This is a genomic window from Pseudoalteromonas sp. NFXS39, assembly GCF_040148775.1.
GTDB lineage: Bacteria > Pseudomonadota > Gammaproteobacteria > Enterobacterales > Alteromonadaceae > Pseudoalteromonas > Pseudoalteromonas apostichopi.
The window spans coordinates 70,975-88,436 of record NZ_JAGDEC010000005.1 but is presented as its reverse complement, the minus strand read 5'-3'; the positions used below and the strand labels follow the sequence as shown (position 1 = coordinate 88,436).

Annotated in this window: 18 protein-coding genes; 11 read left to right on the top strand and 7 right to left on the bottom strand. The window is 39.1% G+C overall.

Translation table 11 applies throughout. The features are described 5' to 3' along the window. Positions 1 to 11 precede the first annotated feature (11 nt). From ccoO to uspE, 9 genes are all read left to right on the top strand, one after another. Entirely contained in the window at positions 12 to 686 is a 675-nt protein-coding gene (ccoO, locus tag J3455_RS10760; protein WP_130051646.1) for a cytochrome-c oxidase, cbb3-type subunit II, read from the top strand. Between the two features lie 5 nt (positions 687 to 691). Next, positions 692 to 877: a cbb3-type cytochrome oxidase subunit 3 gene (locus J3455_RS10755; protein ID WP_062569269.1), complete on the top strand. Its 186-nt coding sequence runs from the start codon at positions 692 to 694 to the stop codon at positions 875 to 877. Then, complete coding sequence (gene ccoP / locus J3455_RS10750; protein WP_130051647.1) at positions 874 to 1,839, top strand: cytochrome-c oxidase, cbb3-type subunit III; 966 nt, start codon at positions 874 to 876, stop codon at positions 1,837 to 1,839. Before J3455_RS10755 ends, ccoP begins: the two co-directional genes overlap by 4 nt. A 149-nt stretch (positions 1,840 to 1,988) precedes the next feature. Next, positions 1,989 to 2,480 carry a FixH family protein gene (locus J3455_RS10745; RefSeq protein WP_130051648.1) on the top strand — a complete coding sequence of 164 codons (492 nt, stop codon included), beginning with the start codon at positions 1,989 to 1,991 and terminating at the stop codon, positions 2,478 to 2,480. A 9-nt stretch (positions 2,481 to 2,489) separates the two neighbouring features. Next, a complete protein-coding gene (locus J3455_RS10740) occupies positions 2,490 to 4,865 on the top strand; it encodes a heavy metal translocating P-type ATPase (RefSeq protein WP_130051649.1) in 2,376 nt (791 codons plus the stop codon). After that, a complete protein-coding gene (gene ccoS, locus J3455_RS10735; protein WP_058551123.1) occupies positions 4,862 to 5,029 on the top strand; it encodes a cbb3-type cytochrome oxidase assembly protein CcoS in 168 nt (55 codons plus the stop codon). Before J3455_RS10740 ends, ccoS begins: the two co-directional genes overlap by 4 nt. Next, positions 5,022 to 5,693, top strand: a complete 672-nt coding sequence (locus J3455_RS10730; protein ID WP_250661937.1) for a sulfite exporter TauE/SafE family protein — start codon at positions 5,022 to 5,024, stop codon at positions 5,691 to 5,693. Before ccoS ends, J3455_RS10730 begins: the two co-directional genes overlap by 8 nt. Positions 5,694 to 5,731: 38 nt before the next feature. After that, entirely contained in the window at positions 5,732 to 6,466 is a 735-nt protein-coding gene (locus J3455_RS10725; protein ID WP_130051651.1) for an FNR family transcription factor, read from the top strand. 102 nt (positions 6,467 to 6,568) lie between these two features. Beyond that, positions 6,569 to 7,492, top strand: coding sequence for a universal stress protein UspE (gene uspE / locus J3455_RS10720; RefSeq protein ID WP_130051652.1), 924 nt, complete (start codon positions 6,569 to 6,571; stop codon positions 7,490 to 7,492). Positions 7,493 to 7,535: 43 nt separating this feature from the next. Here the strand turns inward: uspE and ttcA are convergent, their stop codons facing one another. The 6 genes from ttcA to J3455_RS10690 form a co-directional block, all read right to left on the bottom strand. Continuing rightward, entirely contained in the window at positions 7,536 to 8,429 is an 894-nt protein-coding gene (gene ttcA / locus J3455_RS10715; RefSeq protein ID WP_130051653.1) for a tRNA 2-thiocytidine(32) synthetase TtcA, read from the bottom strand. 219 nt (positions 8,430 to 8,648) lie between these two features. After that, the gene (locus J3455_RS10710; RefSeq protein WP_130051654.1) at positions 8,649 to 9,068 is read right to left on the bottom strand and encodes a hypothetical protein; all 420 of its coding nucleotides are present in this window, start codon (positions 9,066 to 9,068) and stop codon (positions 8,649 to 8,651) included. Between the two features lie 119 nt (positions 9,069 to 9,187). Further along, complete coding sequence (locus J3455_RS10705; RefSeq protein WP_130051655.1) at positions 9,188 to 9,499, bottom strand: hypothetical protein; 312 nt, start codon at positions 9,497 to 9,499, stop codon at positions 9,188 to 9,190. An 11-nt stretch (positions 9,500 to 9,510) separates the two neighbouring features. Then, entirely contained in the window at positions 9,511 to 10,404 is an 894-nt protein-coding gene (gene ppk2 / locus J3455_RS10700; protein WP_130051656.1) for a polyphosphate kinase 2, read from the bottom strand. A gap of 498 nt (positions 10,405 to 10,902) precedes the next feature. Further along, complete coding sequence (locus J3455_RS10695; RefSeq protein ID WP_130051657.1) at positions 10,903 to 11,571, bottom strand: DUF2987 domain-containing protein; 669 nt, start codon at positions 11,569 to 11,571, stop codon at positions 10,903 to 10,905. Beyond that, positions 11,564 to 12,382 carry a glucosaminidase domain-containing protein gene (locus J3455_RS10690; RefSeq protein ID WP_130051658.1) on the bottom strand — a complete coding sequence of 273 codons (819 nt, stop codon included), beginning with the start codon at positions 12,380 to 12,382 and terminating at the stop codon, positions 11,564 to 11,566. Before J3455_RS10690 ends, J3455_RS10695 begins: the two co-directional genes overlap by 8 nt. A gap of 214 nt (positions 12,383 to 12,596) precedes the next feature. Here J3455_RS10690 and J3455_RS10685 point away from each other — a divergent pair, with 214 nt between their 5' ends. Then, a complete protein-coding gene (locus J3455_RS10685; protein ID WP_167658837.1) occupies positions 12,597 to 13,892 on the top strand; it encodes an anti-phage deoxyguanosine triphosphatase in 1,296 nt (431 codons plus the stop codon). A gap of 134 nt (positions 13,893 to 14,026) precedes the next feature. Next, a complete protein-coding gene (locus J3455_RS10680; RefSeq protein ID WP_349561710.1) occupies positions 14,027 to 15,085 on the top strand; it encodes a DUF481 domain-containing protein in 1,059 nt (352 codons plus the stop codon). A gap of 73 nt (positions 15,086 to 15,158) precedes the next feature. Here the strand turns inward: J3455_RS10680 and J3455_RS10675 are convergent, their stop codons facing one another. Beyond that, positions 15,159 to 17,312: a prolyl oligopeptidase family serine peptidase gene (locus J3455_RS10675; RefSeq protein ID WP_130051681.1), complete on the bottom strand. Its 2,154-nt coding sequence runs from the start codon at positions 17,310 to 17,312 to the stop codon at positions 15,159 to 15,161. Positions 17,313 to 17,462: the final 150 nt, after the last annotated feature.

The following is a 17,462-nucleotide window of genomic DNA, read 5'->3' as shown; positions in this document are numbered from 1 at the left end:
GGAGTAGCACGATGAGCAATAATAATTCACAAAACAAACACGAAATAGTCGAAAAGAACGTTGGCCTTATGGCTATCTTGACTGTCTTTGCAATCAGCTTTGGTGCACTAGTTGAGATTACTCCACTAATGTTCCAAGACGATACGACTAAACCTGTTGATGGCCTACGCCCTCTTACAGCATTAGAAATGGAAGGCCGTGACATCTACGTGCGTGAAGGTTGTTACAACTGTCACTCACAAATGATTCGCCCTTTCCGTGACGAGGTTGAGCGTTATGGTCACTACTCTGTAGCTGGTGAGTCAGTATGGGATCACCCATTCCAATGGGGTTCTAAACGTACTGGTCCTGACCTAGCTCGTGTTGGTGAGCGTTACTCAGACGATTGGCACCATGCTCACTTAATGGATCCACGTGCAGTGGTTCCTGAGTCAAACATGCCAGCGTTTCCTTGGTTAGACGAAAACAGAGTCGATACGACCCATACACTTAAAAAGCTTCAAATATTCCGTGATAGCTTCGGAATTGACAAAGCTAGCGACCGTTACGACGGTAAAGGTTATGGTAGTGACGAAGAGCTACAAGCTGACATTGCGAAAATCGAAGCCATGAACGATGGTAAAGGCGCAACTGAAATGCAAGCTCTAATCGCTTACTTACAACAGCTTGGCACACACTTGAAGTAATTATTATGGATTACGGAACATACAGAGGCATTTTGACTCTGGTAATTTTAGTACTGTTTATTGTGATTGTTGTATGGGCATACAGCAAGCGTAGCAAAAGCCGATTTGATGACGCTGCTAATGCCATATTTGAAGATGAAAAAAAACACAACAACACAATCTCTAACGAGGAAAAGGAGTCTGAGAAATGACTAGCTTTTGGAGTATATGGGTTATTGTATTAACCCTAGCGTGTCTTGCTATCATCTTCGGCCTACTTCTGTGGAACTTGAAAAACTACACAGGTGTTAAAGAAGGCGAAAGCTGTGGTCACGAGTTTGACGGCATTGAAGAACTAAATAACCCACTTCCAAAATGGTGGACTTACATGTTCTTCGCAACATTTATTTGGTCTGTATACTATCTTGCAGCCTACCCTGGTTTAGGTAACTGGGAAGGTTTAGGTAAATGGACAAGTTCTAACCAAGGTATTACTTCTCTAGCTGAGTCTAAAGAAGCGACTGAACAAGCATTAGCTAATGGTGAGAACGTTCAATTAGACCAAGAATTTATTGCCGCTGATGAGCGTTTTGGCCCAATCTTTGAGTCATTTGCAAAACAAGATATTGAAACACTAGTTAAAGATGAAAAAGCGCTTGAGATTGGTCAACGTTTGTTCTCACAAAACTGTGCACAATGTCATGGTTCAGATGCACGTGGTGGTCAAGGCTTCCCTAACCTAACGGATAACGATTGGTTATATGGTGGCACACCAGACAAAATCAAAGAAACACTTCTTTATGGTCGTGTAGCTGCGATGCCACCATGGGGTGATGCGCTTGGCGAGCAAGGCATTAAAGAAATGACTGCTCACGTACTTAGCCTTTCAGGCCGTACTGTTAACCAAAAAGACGCTGCTGCAGGTGCTGCTAAGTTTGCAATGTGTGCTGCGTGTCACGGTGCTGACGGTAAAGGTTCGGTTGCGCACAACTTACCATTTGGTGCACCTAATCTAACAGATAACATCTGGTTATATGGTGGTTCAAAACGTGCTGTTGAAGAAACACTAACCAATGGCCGCGCAGGTGTAATGCCAGCATGGAAAGACATTTTAGGTGAAGATAAAGTACACCTACTAACTGCTTACGTTTACAGCTTATCGCAAGATAAATAACCACGCGGTTAAAAAAATGTATAAACAATTAATCATTTAATTCAATAGATTAATTAAGATCAAAAAAGCCTCTATCTAGAGGCTTTTTTTTAGTCTTTTGCTTTTAAATCCGATAAAATGCTTACAACGTTTTTAAAGGTATAAGTACTATGAAACCCACTCCTTGGTATAAAAACTTTTGGCCATGGTTTTTAATCTCTTTTCCTCTTGCAGCGATCATTGGCTGCGCTGGTCTTATTTATATGGCAATTGGTAACGGCCCAGATATGGTTGTTGATGATTACTATAAAAAAGGTAAAGCAATTAACCTTGAACTCAGCAAATTTAATAAAGCAAAAGCGCTTTATTTACATGGCGATTTAAATGTTACTAACGACAAAGTTGCATTCACCTTCACTAAAGGTGATGCAAGCAATGTCCACTCTTTAAAAATGTCATTTTATCACCGCACCATTAAGGCAAATGACTTTGATGTGAGCTTAATGAAAAACGCCCATGGCGATTTTACAGCCCTACTCGACGCTCATGTTGACGGCGCATATACAGTGTTTATTGAACCAATAGATAACAGTTGGAAACTCAAAGAAGACATCATTTTACCAACTGATAAAACAATTTCGATTAGCCCTGAATATAAGTAGTAAACTCTAATGTCCGATAATTGCTTTCATTGTCTTGAAAGTGTGCCAAAAGGCTTTAATGCGACTGTCGAAATAGACGGTAAGGCACAACCCATGTGTTGTATTGGTTGCCAAACGGTTGCAGAAAATATCGTCGCCCAAGGCATGACCGATTACTATAAATTTAGAACCGTACGCTCTGGTAAAGTTGAACAACTTGTTCCAGAGCAACTCGAGTTGATCAAAAGTTACGATAACGAAGATATTCAAGACGAGTTTATTTCTGCCTCTAATAATTTATCCGAGGTGCTACTAACGGTTGAAGGCATAACCTGTGCTGCTTGTGCGTGGTTAATCGAAAAACAATTACTCAATCTAAAAGCGATAAAACGCGTTGATGTAAATACATCGACCAACCGTGCCATGATCCAATGGGATAAATCGGTTACTCCGCTTAGCCAAATTATTACCTCATTACACGAAATCGGCTATAAAGCTTATCCGTTTCAGGCAGACCTTGAGGCCAGCCAAAAACAGCAAGCTGCTAAAGCCTATATCCGCCGTTTAGGTGTTGCGGGTCTAATGACCATGCAAGTAATGATGTTCGCTTTTGCCATGTATTTTGGCATGTTCTCGGGCATGGAAGAAAACTTCGAACAGTATTTCCGCTGGATAAGCCTTGTGCTTGCTTCACCGGTAATTCTCTATAGTGCCCTACCATTCTTAACTAATGCGATTAATGGTTTAAAAGCAAAACAGCTAAATATGGACCTACCCGTATCTTTAGCAATTTTTGGTGCTTATGGGGCAAGTTGTTATGCCACTTTAATGTCTGTTGGCGAAGTTTATTTTGAATCTATCTGTATGTTTACCTTTTTATTATTACTAGGTAAATATTTAGAATTTAGAGCTCGCTTAAAAGCCAGTGAGTTTACTGCTAACTTGCAAAAGTTACTGCCCCTTACAGCCCGTATCATCGATGAAAACAATCAAGAATCAATTATCGCAGCTAAAAAGCTAAGACTAGGTGATGTTGTATTAATTAAAGCAGGCGAAACAATTCCTGCTGACGGTATCGTTATACAAGGTCAAACAACTGTTGATGAAGCCATGATGACAGGTGAGCATCAGCCAGTTAATAAGTTTATTAACCATCAAGTATACGCAGGGACTATTAACCACGATGGTGTGATCCGTATTGAGATCAACAAAATCGGTCAAAATACCTTACTTAATCAAATTATAAAGTTACAACACACAGCTTTAACTAAACGCCCAAGATTAGTTGAAATAACTGATAAGGTGGCTCAGTGGTTTGTAGCGTGTTTATTAGTGTTTGCGTCAATTACAGCGATTGGCTGGTATCAAATAGACCCTGAGCATGCTTTTTGGATTACTATTTCGGTGCTTGTTGCAACCTGCCCTTGCGCACTGAGCTTAGCGATTCCTACCGCCCTTACGTGTGCAGTAGCAAGCCTGACAAAGCGTGGAATTTTAATTAAACAAGCCCATGTATTAGAAACGCTACCGCAACTAACCGATATTGCCTTTGATAAAACAGGCACCCTTACCCAAGGTCGTTTCACTATAGAGCGAGTTGAACTAGTAAACAGCCAGTATAGTGAAGCTGACGCATTACGACTAGCAGCGCAACTTGAAAGTTTCTCTGAGCACCCGATTGCTAATGCATTCGCTGGTTTCAACGATACAGTGAACCCAATTGAGAATGTTACAATCGAACCGGGTAAAGGCATTACAGCAGAACTTAATAATCAGCACTATGCGATAGGTAAAAGTGGCTGGTTCGATACTGATAAAGCAGATGCTCAAGCAACCTTGTATATCAATAAACAAGTAGTTGCGCGCTTTTACCTAGCCGATAGCTTACGTAACAACGCAGAAAAATTGATTACTAAACTGCATTCACAGCAGCTCAAGTGTCATATGTTAACTGGTGATGCTTCAAACAGTGGTGAGCAAATTGCAAAGCAGTTAAATTTAGATACTGTACATGCAGCATGTAGCCCTCGTGACAAACAAACCCATGTTGAAGCATTGGCTAGCAAAGGTGCCATTGTTGCTATGGTTGGTGATGGTGTGAATGATAGCCCGGTATTTGCAAGTGCCCATTTATCTATTGCGATGGAAACTGGCGCCGATATTTCCAAAAATAGTGCCGATGTGGTATTACTCAATAGTGATCTAACCGCCATTGAACATTTGCTTACTGTCTCGAAGAAGACTCGCCGTATTGTTAAGCAAAACTTGGCATTATCACTTATTTACAATGGTTCGATTTTACCACTTGCAGCACTAGGACTTGTAGCTCCTTGGATGGCCGTTATTGGTATGTCTGCAAGCTCCATTTTGGTTATTACCAACTCATTAAGGTTATTAAAACTATGAGTATCATCTACATCCTCATCCCAATTGCCATTTTATTTGTGCTAATTGCTATTGGTGTGTTCTTTTGGGCTGTAAAAAGCGAACAATTTTCTGATTTAAACAAACAGGGCCACAGTATCCTGTTTGAAGACGATAAAGAGCAGCACAACAAAAGTAATGATTGATCCGCTGTTTATTAGTGCATTTGTAATGGGCTTGTTAGGCAGTGGTCACTGTCTGGCTATGTGTGGTGGTATTTCCAGTAGTTTACAACTTGCCGCTAGCAAAAATCGTGCAGTTCGCTTTTCTGTTGCTTATAACCTTGGCAGAGCGCTCAGTTACATGCTTGCCGGTGCTCTAGTAGCCGGTATTAGTAGTCGCTTCGCTGCACAAAATACCTCTATCTCAGTAGGTTTATCGTTTCTAAGTGGTATTTTTATGCTACTTGTTGGGATTTATATCATGCGCCTAGCGCCCACCCTACAGTGGCTAGAAAAATTAGGAAAAACGCTAGTATGGCAGCATTTATCTAAACTGAATCGTTATTTACTACCTGTCGATACAACGCCAAAGGCCCTGTTGTATGGCGCTTTATGGGGATGGCTGCCGTGTGGATTAGTTTATTCGGCACTAACTTGGGCACTTACCAGCCCTTCTGCCCTTCACGGTGCTGGGGTAATGTTATTTTTTGCCTTAGGGACATTTCCTGCAATGATTAGTATTGGTCTAGTCAGTCAAAAAATAAACACTATTTTCAACCATGTTTGGATTAGGGTTATTCTAGGCAGCGTAATAATATGGTACGGTATATACTTATTAATTATAGCAACCGATAAGCTAATTCATTAATCTTAGCGGTTGTTAACTTATTTGAATGGATTTGATGTATGGACTTCTCACAAAACAAGTCAAAAGGCTTATGCACAATTAGCTGTAATAATTGCAGTATCAGCCAGCTATGTTTACCATTTTCATTAAACGGTCAAGAAATGGATCGTCTAGATGAAATCATCGAACGTAAAAAACCACTGCATAAAGGTGATTATTTATTTGAATCTGGTGAAAGCTTAAATGCCATTTATGCTGTGCGCTCAGGTTCGTTTAAATCTTACACTCTATCTGAACAAGGTGACGAGCAAATTACCGGTTTCCATTTAGCTGGCGATTTAGTCGGTTTCGATGCAATCAACAAAATGGCACATCAAAGTTTTTCTCAAGCCCTTGAAACATCTATGGTGTGTGAAATTCCATTCGATACGCTTGATGAATTAGCCGGTAAATTACCAAAATTGCGCCAACAAATTATGCGTTTAATGAGTAATGAAATTAACTACGACCAAGAAATGCTGTTGTTACTCAACAAAAAATCAGCTGAAGAGCGCCTTGCAAGTTTTATTTACAACTTGGCTGAACGCTTTGGTGAGCGTGGTTTTTCACGTAAAGAATTCCGTTTAACTATGACGCGTGGTGAAATCGGTAACTACTTGGGCCTAACTGTTGAAACAATTAGCCGCCTTTTAAGTCGCTTTCAAAAGGCTGGTTTTATTAAGGTTGAGGGCAAGTTTATCACCATTTTGGACCAGCAGGCACTTGCTACAACAGCGGCAATTAAATGTAAATAGAGTTTGATTTAACGCAACTTTATACTGTTTACCCCTTTAACTGTTCTAAATTTAGGTTACACTCAAAGTACTACTTTTTGCGGAACAGTTAAGGAGCAGCACATGGACGCAATTAAACGAATTTTAGCAGTTATAGACCCAACTAAAGAGCAGCAACACAGTTTAAGCCGCTCAATCGATCTAGCCAAAAAATCTGGCGCGACCATCACCGCTTTCCTCAGTATCTACGACTTCTCTTATGAAATGACAACTATGCTTTCAGCTGATGAGCGTGAAGCAATGCGAGAAGCCGTGATAAAAGACCGCCAAGAATGGTTAAATGAACAAATTGCACTTTATCCAGAACTCACTATTGATAGTTGTGTGGTTTGGCATAACCGTCCTTACGAAGCTATTATTAACACCGTGATCAACGATGGCTTTGATCTTGTTGTTAAAGGCACTCATCAACACGACACACTAAAATCGGTTATTTTCACACCTACCGACTGGCACCTTATTCGTAAGTGCCCTGCTCCAGTGTTACTTGTTAAAGAAAAAGAATGGCCAGCTCAGGGGAATATTCTAGCAGCTGTGAACGCGGTGAGTGAAAATGAGCAACACCTTGAACTTAACAAGCGTATTATTAATGATGCCCGCTTCATTTGTGACTTAGCCAATGCCACGCTTAATATTGTAAATGCGTACCCAGCAACACCGGTTAATATTGCAATAGAAATCCCAGAGTTTAATCCTGGCGTTTATAACGAATCAGTTAAAAAACATCACTTTGAATCAACGCTCTCTTTAGCTAAAGGGTTTGATATTGACCAAGCTCAATGCTACATAGAGGAAGGTTTACCAGAAGATGTCATTCCAGATGTTGCTGCACGCCTTAACAGCGAGTTAGTAGTGATTGGTACTGTTGGTCGCACTGGCTTGAGTGCTGCGCTAGTTGGTAATACTGCAGAGCACGTTATTGATAGTCTTGATTGCGATGTCTTAGCCCTAAAACCAGATGGCTATGTGAGCCCTCTCGCTAAGTAACAACCAGGATATGTATTAAAAAAGCCCCAGTTTGGGGCTTTTTTTATATATTTGTTACATCAATGAACAGTGATTCATCAATGTTTGTTGATGAGACCACCGCCTCGCTAAAGTCATAGCTTTCACGATTGCCTTCTCTATCAAGTGGTAAGTTTTCAAAATCAAACAAGTTTCTATCAGCAAGCTGGCTTGGGCTGACATTCTGTAAAGACTTAAAGATACTCTCAACGCGACCTGGAGTTTTCTTATCCCACTCTGTCAGCATCGCTTTAATTGATTGACGCTGTAGATTTTCTTGAGAACCGCATAGGTTACATGGAATGATCGGGAAATCTTTGTGCTCAGCGTATTTAATTAAATCTTTTTCACGACAATATGATAACGGACGAATAACTACGTTACGTTCATCATCTGAACGTAATTTTGGTGGCATCGCTTTTAATCGTGAACCATGGAACATATTTAAAAACATAGTTTCGACGATGTCATCCAAGTGATGACCTAGTGCTAGTTTGGTCGCACCAATTTTTTCTGCAAATGAGTAAAGTGTACCGCGACGAAGTCGTGAACACAGACCGCAGGTTGTTTTGCCCTCTGGTACTTTTTCTTTTACTACTGAGTAAGTATCTTTATCAACGATGTAATACGGGATATTTAGCGTTTCAAAGTAATCAGGCAAAATATGCTCAGGAAAACCAGGCTGCTTTTGATCAAGGTTTACGGCAATCACTTCAAATTTAATTGGCGCAGCTTTTTGTAAATTAAGCAAAATATCAAGCATTGCGAATGAATCTTTACCACCACTGATACATGCCATAACAACATCGCCGTCTTCAATCATGTTGTAATCAGTAATCGCATTACCAACATGCCTTCTTAGACGCTTTTGAAGTTTATTAAATTCAAGAGTTTCTTTTCTAGTATCAGTTTGATTCATTTGCTCTGCTCATACAGGCTTTACTAAGCCATGTTTCATAGTAAAAAGTTCGGCGTGGATTATACGGACTTTTTGAGCCAGTTGAAATGATTAGCGTGGGATAATTAAAAAGCATAACTCGTGAAGATATTACGTAAACTAAGGCTCTTTATGAATAGCATTAAAGGATCATCAATTTACAGGCTTATTTTAGGGTTTTCTGACTTCAATAAGCTAACTTCATTTTACTGTGCATTTATAACGCGAAGCTGTACAAGCAAGATCAGGCCAATCATCTCTGCCCCAGCAGTATTTATCATTTCTAAGTGGTTTTAGGTGCCAAACTACAGGTTTACCTTTTTTATCTAAGCGAGTTTCATTTTCAAGCTGCACTCGAATTAAATTTTTCTCTGTCGATAAAATAGTATAAACAAAGGTTTTTCTTGCTTCAGTCTCAGAAATATAGCCCTGCTCGTCATAAGAGATTTCTAATATTTTGTTTTTAAAAGCTATAGTATGAAAATTAGCTTCACAAACTGGGCTATTTGTAGACTGCCATGAGCCTTGTAACTTAGTTTGCATTTCTTGTTTGATAGGTGAATAACTGCTACAAGCTGAACATAGCAGTAAAATAACAAAAAATGCCGGTATAATTTTCATAAGTATGCTTTTAAGTCCCTGAAAAGTTGACGTTTAGCATAACGAGAATCGTAAAAATGTCCAGCAATAAGCTTAATACAAAAACAAAGGGCACATGAGCCATGCGCCCCTTGTTAACCTTAAGTGTTTTTAGTTTTTGTCTTATTTTTTGCCATTCGTTTGGCACGTTTTATTGCCGATTTTTTAGAAGCATTTTTCTGCGCTATTTTTAACACTTTAGCTTCTTTTAACTGCTTTTTGGCTTCTTTCAACCGCTTTTTAGCATTTTTAGCCAGGCTCTCTGCTTCGCTGGCACACTCTACAGCGGCTTGTGCTTTAAGTGCTGCATCTTTTGCAATTTCAGAGGTTCTGGCCACCTCTTTTTTACTTTTTTCGAGAACTTTTTCGAGCTTTGCAAGGCGCTTTTCAAATATTGACTCTGAATTTTTCATTGTATTCTCCTTTACTGACGCGTAGACATGCGGGTAGGTTCAGTGACAATAAGCGGGTCAACCCGATTGACTATATCCTGATCTTTTTCTGGGTAGTCCAAACAACTTAAGAAATGACGCATACAGTTGATACGACCCCGTTTTTTATCATCAGAGCGAATTTGTGTCCAAGGCGCATCTTTTGTATGGGTATGAAACATCATCGCATCTTTCGCGTCACTATAATCATGCCATTTAGCCAATGATGCCATATCAACCGGACTCAGCTTCCATTGCTTAAGCGGGTCGTTTTGACGTGATTTAAAGCGTCTGAATTGCTCTTCTCTACTGACCGAAAACCAATATTTAAATAGCTTAATACCGCTATTCACCAACATACGTTCAAGTTGTGGTGTTTGACGCATAAACTCTAAATATTCGTGATCATCACAAAAGCCCATTACCTTCTCTACACCGGCTCGGTTATACCAAGAGCGATCAAATAGTATAATTTCACCTTTGCTTGGCAGGTGATTAATGTAACGCTGAAAGTACCATTGTTCTCGCTCTCTTGAAGTTGGTTTTTCTAAAGCCACTACGTGCGCACCACGCGGATTTAAATGCTCCATAAAGCGTTTAATAGTGCCTCCTTTACCCGCCGCATCTCGACCTTCAAATAAAACCACTATTTGTTGATTGGTCTCTTTTACCCAACCTTGCATTTTCAAAAGTTCAATTTGCAGTTCGTGTTTATGGCGCTCGTATTCAACCAGGTCCATTTTGCGTTTATATGGATATTTACCGTCTGCATTCCACTTTAGGCTTGGGTTTTTAACATTTAAATCAAAAATTACATTCTGTTTCGCATTGGCTTCGGCTAATTTCTGTTTTTTAACTGATACAGGTTCGACATTGACTATCTGCATAACGACTCCTTTTAAACTATAAGTACCTATATTGAGATCTTTATAGTTTTACTTTAAGCCAGTTATTGCTAAGTAACTTGATCTAAATCTATATTTTTATTTCTTGAAAAATCATTAAAAAATATAAAGTTAGCACTTTATAGCTAATTAAAAATAAGCCTATAAAAGTAAAATCAAGCCCTTTTTCTATAGTAAAAAACAATCAGATAAAACCTATATCTTCATACCGTTTTCATATCTAAATACAAGCTGTTACTTAAACTGCGCTGCAATACAAGTAATTAGAAAAAATATTAAATGAGGGAATAAACTAGACAAGAGAAGCTGTTATATAAATTGCTTTATTTATATTGAATTTTCAATTTTGATACTAAACCAAAGTAACGAGATAAACTTTTAAAAAAAGAGACACAAGAACTATCTTCTCAACATTGAAAAAGGGACCTTAATAAGATCCCTTTTGTCGATATTTAAACGATTTTAGCCGATGTATAGTGGTTATTTAACGATCCAAGGCGTGGCGCTAATAAGCTTAGCATGACTGCTTAATACCGTTTCATCATCTTGCCAGTCATCAGAAACCTTAATTGAGCAACGTTGCTCCTTACAGCTAACACCGTTTGCCGAGATAGCATCTTGGCCGTTAAATTTTAGTACAACACCTTGTTGTTCAGGCAGCAAAAACCACATTAATTTGCTAACGAAAAAGCCCGACAAATCAGATAGTAGCTCGTCAAATTCTTCATTTAACGTATACAAGTTTGCTTTACTAAGCTCAAAATCAGCCAGATCAGTTGCTTCAATTTGCAACCTTAATTGACAATCATGTTTTGGATTTTCTGGCTGAACAACAATAACGGCTTTATCTGTATCTAGCTGCTTATCAAAAGGTAAAAGCAATTGAGCTTTATCTGTATAAGTTAAGTCAAACTCTTGTTTCTCTGTAATTATTTTACCTGATTTGATTGTACATACTTCGTTAGTAGCAATATCAGACAAATAAAAATTAACTTGAGCGTATTGAAATTCGCCTTTATTAACGACTTTCAAACGATCATAAAAACCATCGTATGCAACAACAAATTCAGTAGCAGCGGCCTTAGAGGCAACTGCACCTAGTGCAACCGCAATGGTTGTAAATTTTAACCACGGAAGGAATTTATTCATCAAAGTAAGCTCTGTTTTGATTTATCATTTTATTTAATTCTTCAATGTACGCTTCACCGCGCTCAGAATACGACAACAAGCCCTGTGTTAGCTTAGTAGCATCAATTGGCTTTTGCTGGCGACGTAAATCGGCTCGAATTGATCGTAAATCTTTATACGCTGCGTGAGTATTAATATTTTTAAAATATGAGCTTACAGCAGCACGTACCGATTTAAAAGCAGTCACTTCATGAGCGGCTTCGTTGGCTCGACGACGTGGTACCATGCCACAGCCTTTTTTATAACACCACTGACCGAAAAAGTTTAAGCCAATTCGAGCAAAACGTGACGTACCCCATGCTGATTCGTTAGCCGCCTGCATAAGCGCAAGTTCTTTTGGAATGATATCTACACGGCGCAGAGCTTGGGTCAGTGATAAGGTATCAATAGTGGTTGGTAACTTGTAGCTGGTCAGTATTTTCTTAATATCTGATTGCTGTTTACTACTTAGCGGCTCATTATACTCAAGCATCATGCGTGCAATTTCTATGAGCGCACGTTGTTGTAGGATCTTTTTATTCTCAGCCTCAACATGAGGACGGATAAAGTCAAAAAATGCATGTTTCTTTTCTTTCACATCAGTAAACGCTGCAAAATCAGGCAGTTTTACATTATGTAATGGCTTTTCTTTTTTGATTACGCGCTGAGTGCCAATAGGTGTTGTCTGTGACTGTTCATCCCCCTCATCCAGAGTATCTTTATCCATAAATGGCGACAACAACGCCCATGCAAAAAAAGCGGCCAGTAAAGCTCTAAAAACGTAATTCAGCATGTATTCTCTCAAATAAACTTTTACTAATATGCGGTAACTTCACGCACACACAATGGCGAAGTATACCAAAGCAGACATTTTTTGGCGAATTAGCCCTGAGATAGTTCCTTAAAGTATAACTAAAGAAGCGTTATGAACCGCCAATTTACTCGCAATTTTCAAGCGCTTGCGTATACTTAAATGCAACCAAACGAGAAATAGGAAGGTTATTTTTATGTGCCAATCTTGGCAAGCTCGCATTATTGATCAGCAAAAATATCGTCCCAACGATAACCGCTCAGCTTGGCAAGTTGACCGTTCTCGTATCATACATGCTGCAGCATTTAGGCGTCTGCAGGCTAAAACCCAAATTATGGGTATTGGCTTAAATGATTTTTACCGAACTCGCCTTACCCATTCTTTAGAAGTTGCACAAATTGGTAGTGGATTATTACGCCACTTAAAAAAGCAACACCCTGAATTTACGAATTTTCCGAGTGGTAGTTTACTTGAAACCTTATGTCTTGCTCATGATATCGGTCATCCACCTTTCGGTCATGGTGGTGAAATAGCATTAAACTACATGATGCGCGATCATGGTGGTTTTGAAGGTAATGCCCAAACTCTGAGAATTGTTTCTAAACTTGAGCCTTATTCTAATGGATATGGCATGAATCTAACCAGACGCACCTTGCTTGGCTTTATTAAATACCCAGCCTTTATTGATGACTTGTGGCACACCATTCCACCAAAAAGTGAACAGCGTAGCTTTATCAAAGCCGACCATTGGCGACCAGCTAAAGGTCTGTATCAAGATGATAAAGATATTTTCGATTGGATTATTGACCCACTGTCGAATAATGATAAACAACTGCTGAGTAGTCACTATAAGGTTGATGAATTTAGAGCTAAAACTCACTATAAATCAATAGATTCAGCAATTATGGAATTGGCTGACGATATTGCTTATGCCGTACACGATTTAGAAGACGCCATAGCCACTGAAGTTTTAACCCTTGCAGATTGGCAAAACCATGCCTTAGTACAATTACAAGAGTTAGACTCTGCTTGGTTAACAACACACTTAAGTTCGATTACAGCTAGACTGTTTTCCCATCATGAATATGAAAGAAAGGACGCCATTGGTGAGTTGGTTAACACCTTTATAATTAATGCCAAATTAATTGTACAAAATGCTGATTTTGAATCTGAAATATTACAGTACACTGTAAGTTTACCTGATGAATTTGCTGAAATTCTCAACGTGCTAAAGCATTTTGTTTTTAAACGGTTAATTCGCGAGCCAAAAATGCAGCAAGTTGAGTTTAAAGGGCAAAATCTGCTAATTGAATTATTTAGTGCCTTTGCTAGTGACCCCATGCGTTTATTACCTGAAACAACCCAAGACATGTGGCTTAACGCTCATCAGCAAGAAGATAATGCTATGCGTATAATTTGTGATTACTTGGCTGGGATGAGTGATGAATATGCCTATAAAACATATCAGAGGTTGTTTTTACCTACTTCTTGACTAGTTTTTGAATACAGCTGAAAACTGTTCTAAAATTAAACAGGTTATTAGAAAATAACCACTCCTCTTTGGATGCATTCTATTTAACAGGGATTGAAATGATGCTCAAAAAACACCTACTTTTAAGCGCTATAATGGTAAGTACATTTACCTGCTATAGCGCAGAACAACTTCCTGATCCGTTACTTGAAGAGCGAAATTTAATAATTAAAGATGCTTCTCGATTTGATTGGATACGACTAAACTCTGGTGAGTGGCTTAAAGGTGAACTTGTCTCAATGTATGATAAAGAGATCGAGTTCGATAGTGATGTGCTCGACACATTAATAATCGATCGTGAAGATGTCTACATGATTATCTCTGACCGCCACCATACAGTTCGTTTTAACGATGGGAAGGAGCTCAGCGGTGCACTTAATATATCCGGTGGTTTTATCAAAGTGGGTGAACAACCTGCTAAGTACCGTTATCGCGATTTAGTCTCTATTGCTCCTTCAGTAGAAAGTGAACTTAGTGCATGGACTATAAAATTGTCGATGGGTGCAGATTTAGCTCGCGGTAATACTGACCAAACTGAGTATTCTGTTAAAGCTGATATCAAACGCCGTACTGCATCTAGCCGTTTTTTATCTGAAATTTTGGGCTACCGGACTACCAGCGATAATCAAGTTACTAAAAACAACATTCGTGCTAACGGCACTTATGACTGGTTTTATACACAAAAAATGTATTACCGCCCTATTTTCTTTGAGCACTATCGTGATCCGTTCCAAAATATCGCTAATAAATACACTGTGGGCGCAGGTGTTGGTTACTATGTAATGGATACAGATAAAACAGAATGGGATTTTACAGCAGGGCCAGCATACCAAAAAACGCAATTTGACACTGTTGCTGAAGGCGAAGATAAAAGCAACTCATCAATGTCTTGGTTCATATCTACAAATTATGAATTAGAAGTAACCAAGAAAATTGATTTTTCACTTAATTATCGTTATTTGACGGCTAATAGTGACGCCGGGGGTGATTCACAATATGCAATGGCTGCGTTTGAATTTGAGATCACAGATGATATCGATTTTGACATGTCATTAGTATGGGATTACTTAGCCGACCCTATTGCCGATGAAAACGGTGTGGTACCAGAAAAAGAAGATTACAAAATGATTTTCGCACTGGGAATAGATTTATAAAAGTTAATTTGATGGATATATAAACGCCGAGCTTAAGCTCGGCGTTTTCAATGTTCGTTAAGCAAACACTTCCTTATAGCGATTTAATACCCATGTTATAGAGGGTAAAACCATAAATATCAGCATATTGGTCGATGATCTTACTTGTTGGCGTACCTGCACCATGCCCAGCATTTGTTTCAATGCGAATAAGATATGGGTTTTGTTTCGCACCTTTTTCTTGCAGTTCAGCAGCAAACTTAAATGAATGCGCAGGCACTACACGGTCATCATGGTCCCCTGTTGTCACTAAGGTTGCTGGGTAGCTAACACCCGCTTTAACATTGTGCACAGGCGAGTAGCCTTTTAAGTACTCGAACATTTCTTTACTTTGCTCACTGGTGCCGTAATCATATGCCCAACCAGCGCCGGCAGTAAAGGTGTGGTAACGCAGCATATCTAATACACCTACAGCAGGTAACGCGACTTTAAATAACTCAGGGCGCTGTGTCATAACCGCACCAACTAACAAGCCACCATTAGAGCCACCACGTACCGCCAGATAATCAGGTGAGCTGTATTGTTTTTTGTTTAAATACTCAGCCGCCGCAATAAAGTCATCAAATACATTTTGCTTCTTAAGCTGTGTACCATTTACATGCCAATCTTTACCGTATTCGCCACCACCACGAATATTAGCAACAGCATAAACACCACCATGCTCAAGCCATGCAGCAACTGTCGGGCTGTAACTTGGCGTTAAACTTACATTAAAGCCACCGTAGCCATATAAGATAGTTGGATTTTTACCATTAAGCTCAGTGCCTTTCTTGTACGAAATAATCATCGGAACTTTAGTGCCATCTTTCGATGTGTAGAACACTTGTTCTGAAGTATATTCTTCGCTGTTAAATTTAGCGCCTGACTTGCGATACACATCAGACTCGCCAGACTCAACATTAAACGAGTAAATGTTGCCTGGTGTGGTGTAATTAGTGAATGAATAATACAGTGTTGGTGCATCATGTTTACCGCTAAAGCCATATGCGGTACCCACACCTGGTAAGCTGATATCACGTACAAGTTTACCTGATTTATCGTATTGCTTTACTTGTGATATAGCATCAACCATATACTTAGCAAAGAAGTAATTACCGCCCTTTGAAATGCTCAATACATTCTCAGTTTCAGGGATTAAATCTTGCCAGTTGTCAGGACTTGGATCAGCAGCATCCACAGTAACAACACGCTTATTTGGTGCGTTTAAGTTAGTCACTAAATAAAGCTTTGTACCGTCATTATCTATAATTGATGTATCTGAGTCTGTATTATCTAAAATTGTCACTAACTTGCTATCAGGCTTAGTTAAATCTTTGATAAATAACTTATTACCTGATGTCGAAGTGCTTGCAGCAATAATTAAATAGCGATTGTCACGAGTAACCTCAGCACCAATATAGCGATGTTTCTGTGCTTCTGTGCCACCATAAATTAATTGGTCATCAGCTTGCGCTGTGCCTAATTTGTGATAATAAACTTTATGTTGATCCGTTTTTGCAGAAAGCTCACTTCCTTTTGGCTTATCGTAGCTTGAGTAATAGAAGCCTTCATTACCAAACCAAGAGATACCGCTGAATTTAACATCGACTAATGCCTCTTCAATAGGCTGTTTTGTTGCCGTATCAATAATAATGATTTTACGCCAGTCACTACCACCTTCAGAAATTTGATAGGCAGCTAAGGTGCCGTCTTCTGTAAAGGTTAAGCCCGACATTGATGTTGTTCCATCAGCACTGAAGGTATTAGGATCTAAGAAAATTTCAGCTTCTGAGTCACCTTTTTTACGATACACCACGTACTGATTTTGCAGGCCATCGTTTTTATAAAAATAAGTGTACTCACCTTCTTTAAATGGGGCTGTCACTTTTTCATAATTCATTAACTTTTCGAGTGTAGTTTTAAGTTCATCGCGATAAGGAATATTTTTTAGATAAGAAAAAGTAACGTCATTTTCGGCTTTTACCCACTGTGCAGTTTCGTCGCTCATATCGTCTTCTAACCAACGATATGGATCGGCTACTTTCTCACCGAAGTATTCGTCGACAACATTGCCTTTTTTAGTTTCTGGATAATTCACAGCAGCTTTAACCTCTGCAGTTTTTACTGTTTGTTCTGTTTTTGTAGGGGTAGATTCACCGCAACCCGCCAATGCAACAACAATTGCACATGCTAATGTTTTCTTGATCATAATCACTTTACTTTTAGTTATTGTTAATGAAATGAAAGTAAAATTAATACATTAGAATGTCTAGTTATTTGCGGTTAATCACGAAATGCGCTGTAAACCAATGTAAAAAAAAAAAGCCACGCATTGGCGTGGCTCTTATAAACTTACACA